General features: G+C 34.1%; 21 protein-coding genes and 3 tRNA genes. 4 read left to right on the forward strand and 20 right to left on the reverse strand.

What is annotated here, in order from left to right; genetic code table 11:
- Window positions 1–37 precede the first annotated feature (37 nt).
- The gene (locus TA89_RS18005; RefSeq protein ID WP_082023888.1) at window positions 38–1,636 is read left to right on the forward strand and encodes an ATP-binding protein; all 1,599 of its coding nucleotides are present in this window, start codon (window positions 38–40) and stop codon (window positions 1,634–1,636) included.
- Window positions 1,637–1,669: 33 nt separating this feature from the next.
- Here the strand turns inward: TA89_RS18005 and TA89_RS08485 are convergent, their stop codons facing one another.
- The gene (locus TA89_RS08485) at window positions 1,670–3,046 is read right to left on the reverse strand and encodes an aldehyde dehydrogenase (protein WP_040212515.1); all 1,377 of its coding nucleotides are present in this window, start codon (window positions 3,044–3,046) and stop codon (window positions 1,670–1,672) included.
- Window positions 3,047–3,117: 71 nt separating this feature from the next.
- Complete coding sequence (locus TA89_RS17685) at window positions 3,118–3,861, reverse strand: DUF3298 and DUF4163 domain-containing protein (RefSeq protein WP_052447380.1); 744 nt, start codon at window positions 3,859–3,861, stop codon at window positions 3,118–3,120.
- 123 nt (window positions 3,862–3,984) lie between these two features.
- Between TA89_RS17685 and TA89_RS08495 the strand changes: the two genes are divergently transcribed.
- Both TA89_RS08495 and rluF read left to right on the forward strand, forming a co-directional pair.
- Complete coding sequence (locus tag TA89_RS08495) at window positions 3,985–4,989, forward strand: anti-sigma factor domain-containing protein (RefSeq protein WP_040212516.1); 1,005 nt, start codon at window positions 3,985–3,987, stop codon at window positions 4,987–4,989.
- A 26-nt stretch (window positions 4,990–5,015) separates the two neighbouring features.
- A complete protein-coding gene (gene rluF / locus TA89_RS08500; protein ID WP_040212564.1) occupies window positions 5,016–5,780 on the forward strand; it encodes a 23S rRNA pseudouridine(2604) synthase RluF in 765 nt (254 codons plus the stop codon).
- A 7-nt stretch (window positions 5,781–5,787) separates the two neighbouring features.
- On the opposite strand, the gene TA89_RS08505 is transcribed toward rluF, so the two are convergent.
- Complete coding sequence (locus tag TA89_RS08505; protein WP_040212517.1) at window positions 5,788–6,630, reverse strand: polysaccharide deacetylase family protein; 843 nt, start codon at window positions 6,628–6,630, stop codon at window positions 5,788–5,790.
- A 30-nt stretch (window positions 6,631–6,660) separates the two neighbouring features.
- Window positions 6,661–7,233, reverse strand: a complete 573-nt coding sequence (locus TA89_RS08510; protein WP_040212518.1) for a class D sortase — start codon at window positions 7,231–7,233, stop codon at window positions 6,661–6,663.
- 378 nt (window positions 7,234–7,611) lie between these two features.
- Between TA89_RS08510 and ispF the strand changes: the two genes are divergently transcribed.
- Window positions 7,612–8,079 (forward strand): 2-C-methyl-D-erythritol 2,4-cyclodiphosphate synthase, encoded by a 468-nt coding sequence (ispF, locus tag TA89_RS08515; protein ID WP_040212519.1) that lies wholly within the window; start codon window positions 7,612–7,614, stop codon window positions 8,077–8,079.
- Window positions 8,080–8,125: 46 nt separating this feature from the next.
- Here the strand turns inward: ispF and TA89_RS08520 are convergent, their stop codons facing one another.
- The 16 genes from TA89_RS08520 to TA89_RS08595 form a co-directional block, all read right to left on the reverse strand.
- A complete protein-coding gene (locus TA89_RS08520) occupies window positions 8,126–9,382 on the reverse strand; it encodes a CapA family protein (RefSeq protein ID WP_052447381.1) in 1,257 nt (418 codons plus the stop codon).
- 343 nt (window positions 9,383–9,725) lie between these two features.
- Window positions 9,726–10,889, reverse strand: a complete 1,164-nt coding sequence (locus tag TA89_RS08525; RefSeq protein ID WP_040212520.1) for an iron-containing alcohol dehydrogenase — start codon at window positions 10,887–10,889, stop codon at window positions 9,726–9,728.
- A 237-nt stretch (window positions 10,890–11,126) separates the two neighbouring features.
- Window positions 11,127–12,338: a phosphopentomutase gene (locus TA89_RS08530; RefSeq protein ID WP_040212523.1), complete on the reverse strand. Its 1,212-nt coding sequence runs from the start codon at window positions 12,336–12,338 to the stop codon at window positions 11,127–11,129.
- Between the two features lie 90 nt (window positions 12,339–12,428).
- Complete coding sequence (locus TA89_RS08535) at window positions 12,429–13,589, reverse strand: YhfX family PLP-dependent enzyme (RefSeq protein ID WP_040212526.1); 1,161 nt, start codon at window positions 13,587–13,589, stop codon at window positions 12,429–12,431.
- A 17-nt stretch (window positions 13,590–13,606) separates the two neighbouring features.
- Window positions 13,607–14,713, reverse strand: a complete 1,107-nt coding sequence (locus TA89_RS08540; protein ID WP_082023890.1) for an aminotransferase class V-fold PLP-dependent enzyme — start codon at window positions 14,711–14,713, stop codon at window positions 13,607–13,609.
- 38 nt (window positions 14,714–14,751) lie between these two features.
- Window positions 14,752–15,627: a phosphotriesterase family protein gene (locus tag TA89_RS08545; RefSeq protein WP_040212529.1), complete on the reverse strand. Its 876-nt coding sequence runs from the start codon at window positions 15,625–15,627 to the stop codon at window positions 14,752–14,754.
- Window positions 15,628–15,689: 62 nt separating this feature from the next.
- On the reverse strand, window positions 15,690–16,988 hold the full coding sequence (locus TA89_RS08550; protein ID WP_040212530.1) for a YhfT family protein: 1,299 nt from the start codon (window positions 16,986–16,988) through the stop codon (window positions 15,690–15,692).
- Window positions 16,989–17,028: 40 nt separating this feature from the next.
- Window positions 17,029–17,391, reverse strand: coding sequence for a DUF2620 domain-containing protein (locus tag TA89_RS08555; protein WP_040212531.1), 363 nt, complete (start codon window positions 17,389–17,391; stop codon window positions 17,029–17,031).
- Between the two features lie 22 nt (window positions 17,392–17,413).
- The gene (locus TA89_RS08560) at window positions 17,414–17,767 is read right to left on the reverse strand and encodes a PRD domain-containing protein (RefSeq protein WP_040212532.1); all 354 of its coding nucleotides are present in this window, start codon (window positions 17,765–17,767) and stop codon (window positions 17,414–17,416) included.
- A 53-nt stretch (window positions 17,768–17,820) separates the two neighbouring features.
- Window positions 17,821–18,747, reverse strand: a complete 927-nt coding sequence (gene yhfZ / locus TA89_RS08565; protein ID WP_040212533.1) for a GntR family transcriptional regulator YhfZ — start codon at window positions 18,745–18,747, stop codon at window positions 17,821–17,823.
- A 144-nt stretch (window positions 18,748–18,891) separates the two neighbouring features.
- Window positions 18,892–20,073, reverse strand: coding sequence for an ABC transporter permease (locus TA89_RS08570; RefSeq protein ID WP_040212535.1), 1,182 nt, complete (start codon window positions 20,071–20,073; stop codon window positions 18,892–18,894).
- Entirely contained in the window at window positions 20,066–20,794 is a 729-nt protein-coding gene (locus tag TA89_RS08575) for an ABC transporter ATP-binding protein (protein WP_040212536.1), read from the reverse strand. The genes TA89_RS08570 and TA89_RS08575 overlap by 8 nt, the downstream gene beginning before the upstream one ends.
- 103 nt (window positions 20,795–20,897) lie before the next feature.
- Window positions 20,898–20,973: transfer RNA gene (locus TA89_RS08580), tRNA-Lys, on the reverse strand.
- An 8-nt stretch (window positions 20,974–20,981) separates the two neighbouring features.
- Window positions 20,982–21,055: transfer RNA gene (locus tag TA89_RS08585), tRNA-Gly, on the reverse strand.
- 249 nt (window positions 21,056–21,304) lie between these two features.
- Window positions 21,305–21,378 (reverse strand) — tRNA-Gln (locus tag TA89_RS08590).
- A 263-nt stretch (window positions 21,379–21,641) separates the two neighbouring features.
- Window positions 21,642–22,271, reverse strand: coding sequence for a recombinase family protein (locus TA89_RS08595; protein ID WP_040212537.1), 630 nt, complete (start codon window positions 22,269–22,271; stop codon window positions 21,642–21,644).
- Between the last annotated feature and the right edge of the window lie 291 nt (window positions 22,272–22,562).

A 22,562-nucleotide genomic window follows, 5' to 3' on the forward strand; every position in this document is an offset into this window, starting at 1 on the left:
GGAGTTATAACCATAAAAGGCTTCCATTACAAATAATATGATATCAACTTCCATAATAGATAACGGAATAGGCATACCTGTATGGAAGCTTAATAACCTGTTTAACGCTTATACCCTGAAAAATGATATAAAGGAAAGCTCTTCTTCAGGTTTAAGCCTTCATCTTACAAAAAAACTAATAGAGCTTCATGGCGGAACCATTAATGTAACCTCACATTTAGGAAAAGGTTCGAGGTTCAGCTTTACAATGCCTATTTATAATGAAGATATTAAAACATCAGAAAAAAAATATAATCATCTTCAGTTTGAAAATTTAATCAAACATTACAGCACAAATGACTCAGCTTTAGTGACTGAGGGAACTAATGAAAATAAAAATTATAATATATTAATTGTTGATAATGAACCTGCAAACAGAAAAGTAGTACAAAACTACTTAGATCAGGAAGGGTATTTTATAACATCGGTATCTTCAGGAAAAGAGGCTTTAAATATAATAATAGATAGAGGCAATATAGATTTAGTTATATTAAACCTCTTTATACCTGATATGATTGGCTACGAACTTTGTTCTGAAATACGGAAAAACAAATCTCTCTATGAACTGCCTGTGCTGATTATGTCATCAAACATAAAAACCGATGGTTTGATACTTTCTTTTGAATCCGGTGCTAATGATTATCTTATTAAACCCATTGACAAGATAGAGCTTTTAGCAAAGGTTAAAACCCTTATTAAGCTTAAGCACTATGTAAAAGAATCTTATGACCTTCATAATCAAATTACTTATACTGCACAAAAGGTTGCTGACCTTACCGATGATATAAACAAAGTAAAGGAGCTGGATAAATATAAAACTGAGTTCTTTTCAAACATATCCCACGAACTTAAAACTCCTTTAAACGTTATATGGACAGGTGTTCAGCTATTAAAATCTTTAAAGATTGAAGATTACAATGAGAATATCAGCATACAAAAATATCTGAACATAATGAATCAAAACTGCTTAAGACTTATAAGATTAATAAATAATATAATAGATATAACTAAAATCGATGGTAATTATCTTCAATTAGATTTAGCAAATAAGGATATAGTATTTGCCGTAGAAGAAGTTGCTTTATCCGTGGTAAACTATGCTGAGTCCTTAGGATTGAACATTATTTTTGATACGGATATTGAGGAAAAATATATTGCCTTTGATGAGGATAAAATTGAAAGAATAGTGCTGAACCTTCTTTCAAATGCAATTAAGTTTACCCCAAAAGGAGGTACCATCGAGGTTTCAATAAAGAATCTTAAGGAGAACATCAGAATAATAGTAAAGGATACAGGAATAGGAATACCTAAAGACAAATTAGAGGTGATTTTTGATAGATTTATGCAGGTAGATAAATCCCTTTCCAGAAAGACCGAAGGCAGCGGTATAGGTTTATCTCTGGTAAAATCCTTGGTAGAGCTCCATGGCGGTAGCATACGTGCTGAGAGCATATACGGAGTTGGAAGTTCTTTTATAGTAGACATACCAAGCAGACTGCTTAATGATGACAGTATTCCGGCTCTTGCGCAGAAAATGCTTCCTACCTCCAATAAAATAGATAAAATAAATATAGAATTTTCAGATATTTATACGTAATAAGATACCAGCCGCATCTGTGGCGGCTGGCATTTATTTAAATATCTTTTTAAGCAGCGATAGTTTATTTTTATAAGGTGCATACCTGGTGTTCATATCTATAAGATATCCTCTTTTTATGAAGCTCCTTTCATGAGAAAAGGTTTCAAAGCTTTTCCTGCCGTGATAACTCCCCATTCCGCTGTATCCTACTCCTCCAAAGGGCAATGAAGTAGAAGCAACATGCATTATTGTATCATTTATGCATCCCCCTCCGGAGCTTGTACTTCTTATCACCCTTTCCGCTTTTTCATTTGATTTTGAAAAATAGTAAAGCGCAAGAGGCTTTTCTCTATTATTGATAAAATCTAAGGCATCAGATACTTTATCAAAATCTAATATAGGAAGTATAGGACCAAATATCTCATCCGTCATTACCGAAGAATCTTCACTAACCTCTACCATAGCCGTAGGGGCTATGTATAATTTATCTCTGTTATAGCTTCCTCCTATCACTGCCTTTCCCTGTGAGATATAGCTTATAAGCCTTTCAAACTGCCTGTTGTCAATAATTTTTGCATAATCAGTACTGAGCATAGGTTCTTCTCCGTAAAACTCAATGGTCCAAAACTTCAGTTTTTCGATAAATTCCTCTTTAATCCTTTTATGAACCAATACATAATCAGGAGCAACGCAGGTCTGACCGGCATTTAAAAATTTACCCCAGGCAATTCTTTTTGCTGCAAGAGAAACATCGCAGTCTTCATCTACTATAGCCGGACTTTTGCCTCCAAGCTCTAAAGTTACGGGAGTGAGATGCTCTGAAGCAGCTCTCATAATTACTTTTCCCACTCCAACGCTTCCTGTAAAGAATATATAATCGTATCTTTCCTTCAGTATTTCAGTCATTTTCTCTCTGCCTCCGAAAGGCTCTATTACAGCAACATGCTCTTTAGGAAAACATTCCTCAATTATTTTTATAATCACTTCTGTTGTTTTTATCGAATTTTGAGAAGGTTTAATAAGCGCGCAGTTTCCCGCTGCTATTGCCCCGACCAAAGGCGCAAGGTTCAGTTGAAAAGGATAATTGTAAGGACCGATAATAAGCACAACCCCATATGGTTCATAATATATAAAGCTTTTAGATGGCCAATTAAAAATTGGAGTTTTTACTTTTTTAACTCTTGCCAACTTATCTAAATTTTTTATCATGTAATTAATTTCATCATATACTATTCCTATTTCAGTAGCCATACTTTCAAAAGGAGCCTTGTTAAGATCCTTTCTTAAAGCTTCATAGATTTCTTTTTCATGGAGCTTTATGGAGTTTTTTAATTTAATAAGCATATTTTTTCTAAAGCTTATTTCTCTTGTTTTTCCAGCCTTAAAGTAATCTCTCTGCATTTCTAATAAACTTTTAAAATCCATCACTTGGTATCCCCCTAAATATAGCTTATAACTTAACTATATCACTTAATTTAGATATTAAAAAGCATGGGATATCATCTTGTGCTTTTAGCCAGATTATATTTCAGCCCCTGCTGTATTTTACTATATGGAACTACAAATTCAGGATTTCCTGCTGCAAAAGGAGCTATTTCGTAAACCTGAAAAAATATTACAATACCATCTTTAGTAATATAAAATTCCTGGTTATCCCTTATGCCTTTAAAAGCATCTTTAAAGTAATTATCGGGGTTTTTGGAAATTTCCTTTTGTATATAATCATTCAATATCTCTTTGTAATTATAATTTCCTTTAAAAATATCTTTAAGGTTTAGCCTTTCTCCGGACTCTGCATCGTAATTATAGGGTGTTATGCTGTAAATTCCGTGAGCTCCACCGGAATACTGGTAGTAAGTCACTGCAAGGCTTATAATATCTTTAAGGTTATAAGACTTATATTTTGTTAATACTTCATAGGGTCTAACTTCTACTCCTGCCTTTATAAGGTTTTCGTAGTTTTCCAAAGCAGACTTTTCAACCTGACCTTTAAAGTTTAAAGCGTCCTGCATAAGTTCATTATTAATATTACTCTCAGCCTTTTTATTTTTCGGCAGGGAAATTACAGGTACATTCAGCTCGCTGGTAAGATAGGGTTTTGTTTCTTTTATGGTCTTAGTGGAAATCTGCACTCCCTTATCCATAAATGCAGCTTCCCCTCCGTAAGCCGTTAAAGATTCAGTTAATGTAGAAAATATTACTATTAGAAATATTTTAGTTATTAAAGGAAACCTTTTTCCCATGATTACACCCCTTTTCTATTGTCAATATATTATTTCCTTAATAAAAAAAAATATTTATTATATAAAAATTTACACAATAAGCTTATAATATATGTGAATGATTATTATATCTGAGGTGCAACGATGAACTATGATTTTATACTGCATAAAAATAAATACAGCTTTTCCTATGCTCTCCCTATGGAAATAGTAAATGAAAAAATTATATCTGAGCGTTCCAAGCAGATTTCTTTATTTCTTAAGGAACTGCACCTTTACGGTATAAGCTTAAGCTCTCTTTATAAAGATATTCCTAATGTAAAAGAAAAGGATCAGCTGCTGAACATTGCTATATTTATTTCCAGTGACGAAAGCTTCCTGAAAGAGATTAAGACTATACGCAGGCTTAATACATCCAGACTAAATAAGTATACAGAGATTTCAAAAAGGTATCTGGATAGATGGAGTAACTATATAATAGCCTATTTTATACTGTATTCTAATCCTTCTTACAACCTTTTAAAGAGCTTTTTAAATATTTATATAAGGGAAAAATCTTCGGAAACAGCCTTAGAACCCTCTAAAGATACTTTAGAAAAAAACACTGGAATAGTACTGAAAAGCAATGAAAAATCTGCAGTAATTCTTACATATCACGGAGAGTTTGTAAATATAAATACAGAAAGTGCTGCTGAAGCTGGAGCATTAGCTTCCGGTAACGCAAAAAAATCCCTGATTGATTATAAAATACCCATAATCCTAAGTACTGTAATATTAATAATAGCTATTATATCAGTAATGATTTTTTATAACTATCCTAAGAGCACTATAGTTGTACATCATAAAAATGATTATGTTATTACAGTAAACAGATTAAACAGGGTAAATAAGATAACCTATTCCTCAATGAAGAATAAAGTTGTTTTAAAGGGCTCAAAAATCACTAATCGAAAGCCGGATGAAGCACTTTTAGCTTTACTTTCCGATTTAAATAAAAATGATATTTTAAAAGACCATGATAAAATCACCATAATTGTATCCGGTGAGCCTCTTGATTATAATGCACTTACACAAAGCGAGAGCTTTCTTAAGGAAAAGGATATAAAAGCAGAAATTAATAATTCTGGAAGAAATCATAAAATAAAATGATTCTGCTGGAAAGGAATATACACCAAATGGATAAAAAGCAAATTATAAAACACCAAGAAAAAACAGAAGAAATACGAATTAATAAATATATTTCAGAAAGCGGCTTTTGCTCTAGGCGTGAAGCTGACAGGTACCTAGAGTCTGGTGAAGTAACCATAAATCATCTTCCCGCGTCTTTAGGGGATAAAGTTCGTCCCAGCGATATAGTTCACGTAAGAGGAAAGCTTATCAGCAAGGAAGAGGAACTTGTATATATAGCCTTAAATAAACCGGTGGGAATTACCTGTACAACTGATACTTCCATCAAAGGCAATATAATAGATTTTATAAATTATCCCAAAAGAATATTTCATATAGGAAGATTGGATAAAGATTCCCAAGGCTTAATTCTACTCACAAATGACGGAGATATAGTTAATAAAATACTAAGGGAAGGCAACGGCCATGATAAGGAATATATAGTTACTGTGGATAAACCAATAACTAAAGATTTTATCCAACGGATGTCTAAAGGTGTTAGAATTTTAGGAACGACTACTAAGGAATGCTTTGTAAAGCAGGAAGGTCCTAGGGTTTTTAGAATAATATTAACCCAGGGACTTAACCGTCAAATAAGACGCATGTGTCAAGCCTTAGACTTTAAAGTAAAAAAACTGGAAAGAATTAGAATCATGAATATAAAGCTTGAATCCCTTCCCCTTGGTCAATGGCGCTATCTTACTCCCAATGAGCTTAAAGAATTAAATGATCTTCTTAAGCACTCTATAAAAACTCAAGAGGCCTCTAAGTGAGACCTCTTTATTTTATATTCAGTTTGTTAATTAACCCCTGAATATCTTCATTATGTACTAAATTCAGCCTTTTAACTTCATAGTTGTTGCTGTTTTTATTTGCTTTTCCTTCTGCAGTAGTAAATCCTGCTTTAAAGCCTAAAGCTTTAACAGCTTTTATAGTATCTTCATTATATTTTTTATCTACATAAGATATGTAGTTTATAGGTTTCTTCGTTATCGTTTCAAGCTTCTGCTTCCCTTCTTCTAAATACTTTCTCTGCTGCTCAAAGGAAGCTGTTTCTATATTATTAGGTGATATAAAGTGCATCCCAATTTCAATGCCCTGCTTCTGCATCTCAGTTATCTGACCGGAGGTTAAATAACCGTTTACGTTATTTACTTTAGATCCATCTAAAAAAATTACAGCGTTAAAACCATATTTTTTTAGTATAGGAAACACAATATTATACTTGTCACTATAGCCGCTGTCAAAAGAAATTAATACTGCTTTATCAGGTATAGTTTTCTTTCCTGATAAGTAATCCGCTATTTGTGATGTATCTATGCTTTTATAGCCATTTTCTTTTAGATATTTAATATGGCTTTCAAAATTATCTTTTGAAACGCTGTTTTCTGACCCTTGTGTTTCCTTAACCATATTATAAGTTAAAACTGAGAAAACTGTATCTTCAAAGGCCGGCTTATCGGTAGTCTTATCCGTAGTATCGGAAGATGGTGCCTTAGTGCCATGTACAGCAACTTTTTTTCCTGATCTAAATTTAATCTCACCTACCACCACGGTTAAAAGCAGTGATACCGCTAAAAATACAGATAACATCATCATAAATTTACTTACGCTGTTCTTCAATAATACCATCCTTTCCCTGATGAAATGCTTCTATTTTAATTTTCCTTTAATAATCACTCTTTTTTTACCACCCTTAGTACAGGTAACCATGGTTAATACCGATTCATTAGTAGGTTCCAATACCCATACTTCATTGGGTTCCACAATGAATTTTTCAGTGACATTATATAAATATTCTCCCGTAGAGGTTTTAACTTCAACTTCATCACCCTCATTTAACTCTTCTAACCGACTGAAAAATTCTCCGTAAGTATAGCTTCTATGTCCCGCAACGCAAAAATTTCCCTGTTCTCCAGGTAAAGCGGTACCTTCAAAATGGCCTACGGCATATTTTAATAATTTAGAGTCAGTACCTTCCCCTACAGCTACGCTTAAATTGATTTTAGGTATTGTAATCATTGCTATAGTACCAAATTTACTTTCCTCATTATTACTTTTATCTCCCTGGGTTTCAATACCATCCTTTAAGTTAAGGAGTCCTTCTTCAAAGTTATGCTTCATCTTCCTTTGCTCTGAATAAGCCTGGTACTTCATATAGGAAGCTGAAATCACAATAGCTAGTCCAATAATTATGAAAATTACTCCTATACTCCTTCTTTTCATATAAAACCTCCATACAGGTTAATCATTATATACTTTTATTAATAATTATATCATATTAATACTAAATTCTTTATATAATATCTAAAATCTTATTTCCTATTTTATTAACTTATTTACGACAAAATGGTATAATATAGTAAAAGAGTTGTTTGGTGAGGTAAATGAAAAATAAGATTATATACGTGGATTTTAATCTTAAAACCAGAAAAAGTTTTTCTTTTAAGACTCTTGTTAAATATTTGAAAATGAAATTAATATATATTTTTAAAAGAAACAAAAATAACAGCAGCTCCATTTATAATTTCAAGAAAAAGCATTATAATTAACGCTGCTTTCTTTTATAATATATATTAATAAAGCAGTCAGGAGTTGATACTAATGAGAATTGGAATGGGATACGACGTACACAGATTAGAAAAAGGCAGGAAACTTATAATAGGCGGTGTGGAAGTGCCTTATTCAAAGGGACTTTTAGGGCATTCAGATGCAGATGTGCTTTTGCATGCTATTGCAGACTCCCTTTTAGGAGCAGCTGCCCTAGGAGATATTGGAAAGCACTTTCCGGACAGCGATGGGCGGTTTAAAGATATATCAAGCCTTATCCTTCTTGCCAGAGTAAAGGCTTTAATCTATCAAAAGGGGTATAAAATAGCAAATATAGATGCTACTATAATAGCAGAAAAACCTAAAATGGCCCCTCATATTCCCGCTATGATTGAAAATATCAGTGAAGCTTTGGAAATAGACTCTGATAAAATCAACGTAAAAGCCACCACTGAAGAAGGTCTTGGTTTTACAGGTACAGGACAAGGGATAGCAAGCCAATGCATTTGTTTATTAGTATAAAACAGACTCCATTAATGGAGTCTGTTTTTAGTTTAAAAAATCCCTATCACTTCAGTACCGGTGCAAGAACAGCTTTAGAATTAAAGGATTCAAATAAGCTTATGGTTTCATTATAAGATTCCTGAGCTTTATTATGATTCTCATCATCCTCTTTAAATACTTCTATCTTCCCTTCTACCACTTCATTTAAAGGTATGATTTTATAGGAATACTTTTCTCCCTTAATAGGCTGTCTACACACCCAAGTAGGTATATAGCTTACGCTTTCAAGTTCGACACCTGAAGCACCCTGCTTCTTAAAATCTATATTTACTATTATTCCGTCTTCAGGATATTTATTATTTATTATTTCCCTTCTCTGATTTGATAAAAAATTCCCCAGGGAATATAATACTAAGGTTTTCTTATTGGAAACCTTTGAATCTATATACTCCATAGGCTGCAGAACATGGGGATGTCCGCCTATAATCACATCTACGCCCATATCTGCCAGCTTATTTGCTATCCTCTTTTGGTGGTCATTAGGTTTTCTCTCGTATTCATTACCCCAATGCATGGAAAAAATTATAACCTCTGCTCCCTGCGATTTCATTTCTTTTATTCTGTCCTGCATTTTTTTATAGTCTTTTTCCAGTTCTGAATAATTAAATCTATCAAAAAGCTCCAATGCAGTGTTTGGTATTTTTAATGAATTTAGAGTTCTGACATTTCCTTTTTTATCTGTTTCAAAAACATAATTGGTAAACCCAAACTTAATACCCTTAATTTCTTTTACCACATAACTTTTATCCTCTGCCTTTTCTTTGATTCCCATAAGATCAAAGCCCTTATTTTTTACCACTTTGGCAGTCCTTATAAGTCCGCTGGCTCCCTTATCCAAAATGTGATTATTAGCTGCAGAAAGAAGATTAAAGCCGCTGTAGCTTAAAGCATCTAATATTTCATCCGGAGAATTAAATATAGGAAATCCTGTGAATTTTTCCTTCTCCCCGGCAAGGGTTGTTTCAAGATTTGCTATTGCATAATCAGCTTCCTCTATATAAGGCTTAACATATTCAAAATTATCCTTAAAATCATATTTTTTCTTCTCAGCATCATACTGAGATGCCAGTTGTGTTTCGTGTACTAAAATATCTCCTACCGCTGTAATTCTTATTCTCTCTGAATCCTTTTTAATGCTCTCTTCTTCTTTGTTGTTACCATTGATTTTTTTATTTTCTTTTTTATCAATAGAATATTTAATATAGTAGCCCCCTGTAAATAATAATATAAAAGCCATAAGTATAACGATTATTTTTCTCATGAATTTTATAAACCTCCTTAAAATTCATTTTATCCATTATTTTCTATTTTAATCATAGAGCTTTTGTTCCATAAATCAAAGTTTTACTTCAGATAGAATTTTTATTTATGCATATAATATTTAATTTTCTTTTTACTTATAAACCACAAATTACATTATAAATTTCATTGATATAATACCAATACCTAGAAACACTGTCAATGATTTATACTAATTTTTATGAATCTTATAATTACTCTTGAGATTATTTTATAATTGTCCTGCATACACTTTTATATTTATATAGTTAAAAATAAAAAAGCACTGTTTTAATATAAAACAGTGCTTTTCATTATAATTTTACTTATTCATAAGCTATTTCCAATATTTTTCTTATATCTTCCTTATATAAAGGCATCAGGGTTCCAAGAGGTTCTAAAATAGAGGCATTTCCTGCTATAAATTCAATATCCTCCCTTTTAACTCCCGCTTCTTTTAAGGTTATAGGAGCTCCAAGGCTCTTGTAAAAATCTCTTAATTTCTCAATAGCCTGTAATCCTATCTCTTCCTTAGTACCTTCGGTTATATTAAATATCTTTTCTCCAAAACGTGCAAATTTATCCACAGCCTTATGCTGCACATATTTCATCCAGGCAGGCATAACTATAGCCAATCCTGAGCCATGAGCTATATCGTTTAATACGGACACTGAATGCTCAATAGAATGACTGGACCAATCTCCGGCTCTTCCTGTACCGTTTATACCATTTAAGCCCAGGGTTGCACACCATGCAAGCTCACATCTGGAAACATAGTTATCAGGCTCCTTTAGTAATACAGGTGTATGCTTAATTATTGTTCTTATAATACCTTCAGACAGTTCATCCATCATATCCGTATGGGAGGTTCCTCCGAAATAAAGTTCAAAAACGTGGCTCAAGGCATCTATAGCACCATGGGCTGTCTGTATAGAAGGCAGTGAAGACTGAATAGAAGGATCTACTATAGAAACAAGGGGATACAGCAGTGGAGATCCAAAACTCCACTTTTTTTGCTGCTCTTCGTTGGTTATTACTCCTCCGGAATTCATTTCAGATCCTGTAGCTGATATGGTCAATACAGTAAATATTGGAAGAGCTCTTTTTACCTCTTCACTTCTCTCAAAAAAGTCCCATACATCTCCGGTATAGTAAAAACCTGCTGAAGCAGCCTTGGCTGAATCTATTACACTTCCTCCTCCAATGGCAATAATAGCCTCAGTATCATTTTCCCTCATTACTTTTATGGCCTCTCTTACTTTAGATACTACAGGATTTGCCTTTACTCCTGTTACCTCTACGTACTCTATATCATGCTCCTTAAGGGACTTTGTCACTGTATCATATACTCCATTTTTAAATATAGATCCCTTTCCATAAAGCAGTAAAACCTTAGTGATTCCATAGCTTGAAACATGGTCTCCTATTGACTTTATCGTATCTTTTCCAAATATCATTTTCGTAGGATTATAAAATTTAAAATTCAGCATAAATACCCTCCTAATATTCCTTTACTTTATCAATTTCACAGATTATTTATTACTAATTAAAGCATAGCACAAAGTGAATTAAACTATATTAATAATTTGTAAATAAATTTTTCTGATTTAACTAAAAAAACTGTCTAATACAGTGAAAAGAGCCTCATTTATATAAACAGTTATATTAATATCAACTGTATTATATAAAGGAAGCTCATCACCGCTTCAGCAGTGTTTTAATCCTTATTATCCTCTTATATCCTTAAGAAAAGAGGTTCCATTTTCAGGAGGTGCAGCATTAAAGTAGTCGGCTACTGTAGCTCCAACGTCTGAAAGTGTGCTTCTGGTACCTAAATCAATTTTATTAATATTATCTCCGTATATAAGAAGAGGTACCATTTCTCTAGTATGGTGGCTGTGTCCTATAGTAGGGTCATTACCGTGATCCGCCATAACTAAAAGAATATCCTCATCCTGTATCATTTCCATTATTTCACCGATATATTTATCAGCTATTTCAAGCTTATTAGCATAGCGCTCTACATTTTCGCTATGACCGCTTAAATCTGTTTCCTGAACATTAGTGCATATAAAGCCTTCCTTGGTCTTATTTAGTTCATCTATAGTAACTTTAAGCACTTCTTCTGTATCTACGCCTGGGATACTCTTGCCATAATCATTAGTCACTATATCTGCAACTTTTCCTATAAGAGTAACCTTCATTCCTGCTTTCCCCATAATTGTAGGTACCTGCACCTCAGGATCTATTCCATAGCCTAGATGAATAACTTGATATCCTTCATTATAAACCCCTGATTTAGGAGCATTTATTCCTATAAATCCATTTTCCTTTTCTTCTTCAGCCTTTAATATATCATCTATAGTTACATTTTTACCTCCAAATGTAATAACTCTGGATACGTAAACCTGACTTCTTACTATCTTACCTATTTTTAAAACTTCTTCGAAGGGAATTACATCCAGTGCTGCAGTTATGTTATAAGCTTGTCCTGGGTCAGCTTCAATATTATCTGCTACAGTAAGAGCATTGTTTACCTTAAGATATCTTCCTTCCCTACCGTGAACATATTCTACCTCATACCCTTCTTTTGTTAATGCATCATAAACTCTGTCACAAGCTTTGGTAAAGGGCTCCTTTATGGGAAGCTTAGGATCTGTACCCATTATTTCCTGATGTCCATAAAAGGTATCTGCTCCAAAGTGCTTTAATTCTGAACGGCCAAAGGTGTTATTTTCTGCAAATTTCATAGCTCCTGCTTCTTCCCCTAAAGCATTTATAAGTCCCAGCTTCTCTAAATTAGGAAGTCTGAGCTTAGGCTTTCTTTCCAAAATATGCTTACAGGTATTAGATCCCACATCCTGTGGTCTTACCTCATGAGCATCTTTCATATATCCTATTCCAAATCCATCTAATACTATAACTACGAATCTTTTCATTTTCATACCTTCCTTTCATAAATAATTCTGATGTGAAATAAGGCTGCAAGAATACATCATCGCATCTTACAGACCTTACAAAGTAAATTTCTATTTAATTTTTGTTCCCTGAGAATCAAATATTCCCAATATTTCAGGAGTTCCGCTCTCTATGCCCTTTACTACAGCTACACTGCTCCTGGTAACAAATATCTGTGTTCTAAAAGCCATAACCACAGTATCTCCAACCTCAGTGTTATCTTTAAGAGTAAAATGATAGTCTATACTTTCAAGACTAGGAGCTTCTGCCTTTACTTTTTTTGAGTTCATAAAGCTCTTTCCTACTAAAGCATTTTCCATATGAGATCTTCTGTAATGTCCTCCGCCGTAGCAATAGCTGTCTCCCTTTAAATTGTGTGATACTTCACTTACATATACCAGGCATGGAATCTCTTCCCCATCCTTGTAAGCATGATAAGGAGTAGTTCCTGTAAGTGCGTGTCCTGGTTCACCATGAGTACCTCCCTGTGCTGCAATTTCTTTCATATTCACAGTAGAGGTAGCAGAAGGAGTATTTATCTGAGTTAATCTTATATGAAATTTTTCTTCAATGATTTCTTTTGCTTTATGCAGGGTTTTTATATTTTCTGTAGGCAGTATTTTTTCAGCCTCTTCATCATATAAAAAGCATGGAAAGGAAGTTATTCCGGTAATATTAATATTAGGCAGAGTAAGCAGTGCCTTAACTTCTTTTTCCAAATCCTTTAAATAAAAACCTCCATATTGACCTGGATATAGGCTGTCATTATCACCCAATACCCTTAGCATTATATCCTGAACCATCCCCAGCTTTTCTGCCTGCTGAGATATTTCCTTAGCTTTTTCAAAGGAATATACTGTTATAATATCAGGCTTTGAAGAAAGTATTTCCTTAATCAGTGCTTTTGGAATCTGAACTAAATGTCCAACATGACCAAGCTTTATATTATTTTCTTTTAAAGTCATGGCTTCCTTGAAATCTACAACCACAGCTCCTTTATATCCTATAGCTTCAATTTCTTTTGCAGCAATAGGATTCCTTCCTATTTGTTTGGTCATATAATAAAGTTCAATGCCATATTTATCTGCTTCTTTTTTTATTTTTCTAGCATTGTCCAGCAGGGTATCTAAATCTAAAATGTAGGTATCCGGGTAAATTAACCCTTTCTGGTGTAATTCAAATGCTGCTTTAACTAGTTTTTCATTTCTTTTTATAGTTTTATCCAGAAACATATTATAACCTCATTTCTTTAAATAGACTGCTTTGCCTTTTCTATACTTTCTTTAAGTATCCTTAAAACAGTTTCTGCCCCGCTTCTCATAGGATTTATCCTTATCATTCTCTTTTCCAAGGATTTATCTGCAGCTCTGAAGGTTCCTGAAACCCTGTATACCATAGGAACAAACTCATATTTTGATTCAGCTCCTACAGGATTTGGAGCTGCTCCTAATTTTTCAGCTTCTAATAAAACCTCAGGAGCAATTTCTTCCTCCAGTTCTACCAGCAGCACCTTGGATTGTGCATTAGCTAAGAATGCATTTTTAACTCCCGGTATTTCTCCTGAATTCAACCTTTCTACCAATTCTTCATTTACTTCTGCCTGTATTGCCAAAGAAACCGGAGCATAAATAAGCCCTCTTAAAGCCTCCATAGCTTCAAAACCCTGTACTTGGCTTCCCCCTGAATAATTAAGACTTATAGCCTTATCAATAAGCTCTTTTTTACCTACAAGAATTCCTACCCCTTCAGGTCCCAGCAGTTTAAAGGATGAAAAAGCAGATAAATCAGCACCGCATTCTGTTCCTATACTTTTAACCTTCATCACAGCATAGTTATCATCGGTAATAACCTTTAAGTCTTTCCTGCAGCTCTTTATGGTTTCTATAACCTTCTCCATAGTATAGCTGTCTTCTATCTTTTGCCTTGTATACTGCACCAGTACTCCATTTAAATCAGGATTATTCTCAATGGCTTTAATTATTTCCTCTTCTTTATTAAAGTCCGCTCTTACTACTTTAAGCCCCATAGTGTTTACAGTAACTTCAGTGGTTGGATAAATGGGAGCTTCATGTACTAAAATTTTATCACCGCTGTTTAAAAAGCTGATCATACCCCATCTTATAGCTCCGGTACCGGCTCCTCTCAAAAGTACAGCAGCCTCAGCTCCGAAGAATTCAGCGATAACTTCCTCCACCTTCTTTGTATAAGTGGGCTTATTTAAACCTTTTATAACACCTAAATCCCCTAAAGCCAGCACTTCTTTACCGGTGAATTTTCTTGTTACTATATCTATCAGTTTAAACTGCAGCTTTTTTGCTTCTTCAACAGTTATTGATTCCAGTGGAAATGTGTTCATACTTATTGCATTCCTTTCAACATTACTTTTATCTGTAGTTACCCTAAGATTCTAACTATATTGCTTTTGGTCATTTTGTCTATATCTTCCTGACTTATCCCCTCTTCCAGCATGGAAGGAATAAATTTGTCAAGAAGATATGAATATCCCATACCTCCGCGGGTCTTAAAGTGTGACTTTCTTGTAATATCCATAGACATTAACACTTGATCGCTATACCCTCTTTTAGAAATCTCTCTTAATAAATCTATTCTAAGGCCATCCGGCTGATAATTTTCTTTTCCAATTGTATCAAAGGCAACATTTACCCCTTTATCTATCAATCTTAATATGTAATCTAAACTTCCGCTTAAATCTACATGACTTATTATAACCTTGCTTAAATTCACATTAAATTCTTTAAATAATTCTATCTGTTCAAGTCCCATAGTTCCAAGAGTTGTATGAGTTATTATAGGTACGCCGGTTTCGGTATGTGCTCTTGCTCCGGCATTAAAAACCTTCCGTTCCATATCTGTAATAGTATCTTTACTGGTTCCGATTTCTCCTATTATTGATGCCTTGTATCCGCTGTTTTCTATCCCTTCTTCTATTTCGGATATGAATAACTTTGAAAGAGTTTTTTCATCAAGCTCATAGGCTTCTTCTGGCAAAAAAGGCTCCTTATAAAATCCTGTGGAAAATAATATGTTCATTCCTGTATCTTTAGATACTCTTACCATATAATCAACATTTCTTCCCATGCCTCTGTTGGTAACATCGATTATATTATTCACACCTTTGCTTTTAAGCTCTTTAAATTCCAGAACTGTTTCATCATAGCAATTTAAATTGCAGTCATCATTTTTCTTAACACCTGACAAATCTATGGTTACATGTTCATGACTATAGGTGATTCCATCTACTAACTTCATCTTCATTCCTCCTTTTCAAAGTAATATTTCAGGGAGGTGAAAACACCTCCCAAGAATATTTTTTATTTACTTGGTAAATAAAGTCCTACTACATATAAAATGTTTATAAGTATACCTACAGCTATAGCACCTACAGGACCTACAGCCATATCAACAATAGGCTTCTTAGAAGTCTTGTTTAATACGTATATACCAACTACTACAAATAATCCTAGTCCTGGAGCCATAGCATTAGCTGCCATCATACCACCTACAAGAAGAGCCACTTCCAGCACTCTGCTCATTGCTGTTCTAATATTATCTCCAGCTTTTCTGATACCAGGGAATTTGTCCATTCCTTTTGCTAATACAGTTAAAAGTACTATTTCCAATGCCATTACTGCTGCACCGGCAATAAATGCTACAAGTGGATTTCCAACTAAAAGAAGTCCTACTACAAAAACGAAAGTCATTCCTGCTGGAGCATATACTCCTGTGGTGATTGCTGTAGTAGCTACAAGTGGAATAAATCCTATACCTCTTGCAAATGCAGCCATAGCAGCTTCAATATTTTTTCCTTCCTTTAATAAGTTTAAAGAAATAGGGTCTCCTGCTAATAAGGATAAGCTAGTTGCTGCAGAGATTAAACCTCCCATTACAACTAATATAGGTAGGTTCTTTTTAATCTTTGCAACTCTTTCGCTGAAGATTGCAGTTAAATCAACTTTTGGAGCATTTGGATCAGGTTTTTCTCTCATAGCAAATATGATTAAAATTATCATACCTGCAAGAAGAGCCATTCCTTCTGGATTTAAAGCAACATTTACTCCATTAACTTTGAATTTACCCCAGTATTGAATAAACTGTCTAACAAAGAATGAAATACCAAGGGTTATAGCTCCGTTTTTCATACCAAACTGGTAAGCTACAACTAGAGCTGGGAACACTGCAAAAGCTGCATTTATTGGATCTCCAACTTTTCCTAGGTCTGACAGGAAATTAACTGGTAATTTTGCAAATAAGTCCACTACAACCTTAAGTCCTGCCACTATACCTATTCCATATAATGCACCTACAACAGCTGCTATTATAACTCCCTTTTTACCTTTAGGGCACCAGGTACCTATAATATCAGTTCCTAGTAATATACTATGTATCAGTATTATTGTTGCGGCTACAGATACCGGTATACCGAAACCTATTACAAGTCCAAAACCTAAAGCAAAGGAGGTTGCCGCCAGTGCTTTTTTATCCATTCTTCCTTCTAAGTACTCAGGCATTATTGGTCTCAATCCGTCATTAAATACAGCAACGCCAAGATTTGCAAGTACCGCAGCCAAAGCTCCTAAAAGAGCAACTATAATATAACTAAGATAACTCATTCATTATCCCCCTCTTATATGATATTTATGTTAATTAATATTAACCGTTAATAATAGTGTTTATAATTACAGGCACAACTGTATCAGCATGCTGTGGAGTGAATCCAAAAGCTTTTTTGCCAGATTTTATCTCCTGAATTATTTCTGCATCGCTTCTGATTTTTCCAGGCATTGAAACTGTAGCGCATAAATTCATACCAAGAAGTGCAATAGCCATAGCTAAAGCTCCTCCTCCTCCGGTGTTACAAGCTCCTAAATAGTAATCTGCCTGACCTGTCTTCACCGCCATAGCTGCTTCAATATCGCCTTTAACTTCTACTACAGCTTTATCACCTGCTGCCTTTCTGGCTATAGAAGCTACCAATTCCTTATCGATTTGACCTCCTACTACTATCCTTAACATAAAAACCCTCCTAATATATTTTTTATTTAGATAATAAAGTGCATAAATGCATTAATACAAAGCTTTTTTCAGAATCAGGTATATTAAGCTCCAATTCCTTTTCTAACAAATCCAGTACCTCTTGAGATTTATTAAATTCCTTTTCACTTTTCAGCTGTTCCAAAATAAAATCATCCATATGTTCTACTGGATTACCTTCCGCAATCCTTTTTAAGGCTATGGACATATGAGTCACAAACATGGCTCCGTTTTCTTCTGTAAGTTCTATCCCAAACTTTTTCTCAAGGCATTTAATCATTGCTAGTATTTTTTCGTAAATTTCTTCATTTATTTGTCCTGCGTCTTTTAAAATATTTAATCTTAAAGTTAAATCCATAAATACCTCCTGTACAATGTACTGAATATTGTATATTAAATCTAAAAGGAAAATTAATAGTTGGGTATTAATTCACCTTTTATTACTTTGTCCTGTAATTCTAAAACCTTGTCCTTAAATATAAACTTTTTCAGCAGTTTATTAAAGGAAGAATTTTTAGAATTTGCAACTATAACAGCATTGGTATCTTTATAATAGAAATTTTCGTTATTTATAGGAGTATAATGTACATTTATATTCCTGTCCTGCAGGTCATCCTTGTTCCATATAGCTGCATCGATTTTACCTTTTACTACGCTGTTTAGGATTTGAGAGTATATTAACGGAACAAATTTTACCTGCTTATCTTTAGTGTGAAACTTAGTCAGCAGCACCTGATCCAGGGAAGAATCGTCCATTCCTATTCTCATTCCGTCTTCTATTGCGTTTTTAGTACTGTCGCTGAAAATTATAATATGCTCATTAACGTAGGTATAGTTTCCAAACTCGCTAATTATTTCGATACTATATCCTTTATCTATATAGTATTCCGCTGCCAGTTTTGATATTACGGCAAAATCATACCTTTCTTCCATAAGAGCTTCTATCCTGAAATTTGCTCCCCTCATATATGCCAGACCTATAGAAAGATTTGAAGTGGCCAAAGTATTATATAATCCTGTGGCTAAACCCTCATAAACCTTTGAATAAGGAAGAGGCATAACTCCTAAGATAGTTTTTATATCTGCTACATCTAAAAGCTTAAGGTAGTCTATAAAAGTGATAAATGTTCCTAAATGACCTCTAGGTTCTAAAGTTACAGCCTTATAATCCTGAAGAAATTTTAAAGCGCACTGTATGGTTCCTCTTGCAGTGCCGTAATCTTCAGCAAGCTGAGCTACAGTTTTTATTCTGTCTCCCTGGTCTTTAGAAAGCATTTCTCTGGCTATCTTTACTGTTATTATTCCATTTTTCTGCATAAGTTTATTTTTTACATCCATAACAACACCAACTAATGTACAAAATTCTGTATACTGCTTGTTTTTATATTAGCATAGAGAGAAAACATTTTCAAGTATTTTTATTAAATAAATTTTAAAGCCGTGAAGGGAGATTGCTTCACGGCTCATTATATGTTTTAATTATTAAGTTCTGAAAATAACTTCTTCACGGCTGAACATATATCTTGCAAATAATATTGACATCACAATGTACACCCCAATCCATGCAAAGGTTATTACTATATGCACCGGATTATAAATTCCCACTAAAGCCTCCTTGATTAAACTTATAGCATTTACCAATGGAATATTAAAGGATGCAGATGATATGTTTTTTGCATCCATCATATAAGCTGAGTAAGCAGGTATAAATGCAATTATCATAAGAGGTGAAAGGTAGGTTTGAGCCTCTTTAAAGGAGCGGGCGTAAATACTGATTGCAAGCTCCAAAGCCCCAAAAACCATGGTAACGGATATTGAAACCGCTGCTATCAAAACTATAGTTTGTATTGGTAAACTTACCCCTGAAGTACTTCCAAATAAGCTTTCATTCTGCCTCATAGCTATTATTATTCCCACTAGGGAAGCCAGGGCAGTTATTATTCCCATAACGGTGATAGCCCAAAACTTACCCCATAAAATAGATAGTCTTCCTGCCTTTGTAGAAAGGAGCGGCTCTAAAGTTCCTCTTTCCTTCTCCCCTGCCCCTAAATCTGTTGCTGCTGCCATAGGCCCGGTTACGCTGTATATTATTAGGAATAAAGGAAGCATAAGAGATATCATCAAAATTCCCTGACCCTCATTATCCTTAACAGCAGTGTGTATTTCCGGTACAATAGGACTCAATATTCCCGTATCGATCCCTCTCTTATCAAGTCTCTCTTTTATAATGTACTTAGAATACTCCTCCATATAAGAATTAATAATACCAAAAGCCGTCATAGATCCCTGAGATGAATTATCATAAGTTATTTTAAGTTTAGAAATCTGTTCCTGTGAAATCTTTGAATCAAAATCCTTAGGAATTTCCATAGCTAATGCCAGTTTACCGCTCTTCACATCCTCTTCAGGATTTTCTGATTCCACCGCATTTATGTTTTCCTTTGACATGATAAATTGTCCAAATCCGCTATTACCTTCATCTTTAACAGATATCTTTATGTTTTCCTTTGCGCTTTTCATAGATTTATTCATGCTTTTTCCCATAACACCAAATAATACAGGCATCATGAGCAAGGGAATTAAAATCCCCACTAATAAAGTTTTCTTGTCTCTAAACATATCTTTAAGCTCTTTTTTAAGCACTATAAGCATCGTTTTATTCATTATGACCACCTACCAATTTCATGAAAACCTGCTCCAAGTCTTCATTATTATACTTTTTCTTTAAGTAGTCTGAAGTACCCTCTTCCAGTATTTTACCTTTACTTATGATAACTATCCTGTCACATAGCTTTTCTACTTCATTCATACTATGGCTGGAGAATATAATTGATTTATTATCTTCTTTGCACTTTAAAATAAAATCCTGAACTATTTTAGATGCAGTTACATCCAAGCCAATAGTTGGCTCATCGAAAAGCATAACAGATGGACTGTGTACTATGGATCTTGCTATAGCAACCTTCTGCTTCATTCCTCTTGAAAATTTTCCTACCCGTCTTGTTATATACTCCTTCATATCAAGCATCTCCGTAAGGTAATTTATGCTCTTTGTTGCTTCCTCTTTCTTCATACCGTTGAGTTCTGCAAAGTACATTATATTTTCATAAGCTGTGAGCCTATCATAAAGACCCACTTCCCCTCCAAAAAGTATACCGACTTCCTTCCTAACCATTTCCGGCTGCTTAAGTATATCGTATCCTTCTATAACTGCAGTGCCGCCAGTAGGCTTAAGCATTGTAGCAAGCATCCTTAAAGTAGTAGTTTTTCCTGCTCCGTTTTCTCCCAAAAGACCTAATATCTCGCCTTTAGACACATTAAAGCTTATTTCATCTACCGCTTGGACTTTTTTAAAGCTTTTACTTAAACTCTTAACTTCTATCATTCAATTCCCCACTTTCCTACTTATCTGAATATGCACAACCTTATTTTAACCAAAATGTAAAAAAATGTACACCCTTTACGGTGTACATTTTCCGAATTATTATTGGTGCTCCGTCAGGGACTCGAACCCTGGGCACCCTGATTAAGAGTCAGGTGCTCTACCAACTGAGCTAACGGAACATTAAATTTGGAGCGGGTGATGGGAATCGAACCCACGTAGCTAGCTTGGGAGGCTAGAACTCTACCATTGAGTTACACCCGCATGTCCTTGCAACAAAATTAATTATAAATAATGCTGAGAAATAGTGCAAACCCCATCTAAGCTGTTTTTTATGATTTTAGCCTGTATGGTTTAATTATTATTAATTTTCTCCACTATACTCCTATCTGTAAAAATACTCACGGTATTGTGAATATTATAATTCCCTTACACACCTTTAAAAGTAATTTAAAAATTAAAAAATGAGGATTTAAATACAAAAATGCATCTAAATCCTCATTAATACTGGTTTGGCTAGGATAGCAGGATTTGAACCTGCGCATACTGGAGTCAGAATCCAGTAAACTAGCGTTATTCTTTATCCGTTATATTATAAGGTTTTATACAATTTTATACTTAAATTAGTACATGGATTATCTTTCCCTAAATAATACCATTAAAATGAGGATACCGCAACCATATTTTTCATAAAAAAAATGCTTCTAATCACTCTTGTTACACATCTATACAGTCTACATTCACGTGCTCTTCAATCTATTCAATTACCCTAAACGACCTTAGGTATTACTGTTTAACATTCCAAATGACACTACAATGAACCCAAAACAGGTGCGCTTATAATATATATTCACTTTTTATTTTCCCACTTTTTAACCATTCTATAGAAGGTGTTAGGTTTTAAATCTAAATTATTCATTGTTTGAACCGCTGTTTGATCCCCAGCTTTCCAGGATTCATATTCAGCTTCGAAATTATCCGGAAATTCTGTCGCTTTACGTCCCAGGTGACGCCCTTTTGCTTGTGCTGCTTCTATTCCCTCCCTTTGACGCTCTTTAATCTTATTTAAATCTTCTTCAGCCGTGATTAACTCCCAATCAACAAGGAAATTAATCATAAATTTACTCATGTTGTTGTTTAATTTATATAATTCCTCTAACATGGGACGATTTAACACATAAACCTTAACCCCAGCGGCCAATAATTCCGCAAATTCCTTTCTTCCTTCTATATAATTACGTCCGAAACGGTCAACTGAGGCCACAATTATATTATCTCCGGCATTTACTACTTCCTTTAACAGTTTGTAGTTAGGTCTATCAAAATTTTTACCTGTTTTCTTCTCTTCCATAACGATTAACTGATCCTTATTAAGTCCCATACGTTGACAGAAGCTTTCTAAATTCTGATTTTCTAATTGCCTGTCTAATTTCTGTTTCTTTGTTGTACTGATCCTTAAATAATAAAACCATCTTGACATCTTACAAAACCCCTTCTTATATCCCACTTATATACCGTTTTGGTATTGGTGCTATTTAACTGTTTATGTACTGTCCAGGGACGGTTATTAACTACTTATGTATTGTAAGTTAACTGCCCCCGACTTTAAAATTTATTTTATATATTTTCTAGGCGCTTGACCTACCATAGACACACCCCCGTCCCCCCGTCCTATCCCCCTTTAAGTTTCTCCTTAATCATTCCTTTACTATGTTGTTTTAAACGCTCTATTTTAATCCATATGCGCTTTTTATTTATCCTTAATGATTAG

Source organism: Clostridium polynesiense (assembly GCF_000820705.1).
GTDB lineage: Bacteria > Bacillota > Clostridia > Clostridiales > Clostridiaceae > Clostridium_AA > Clostridium_AA polynesiense.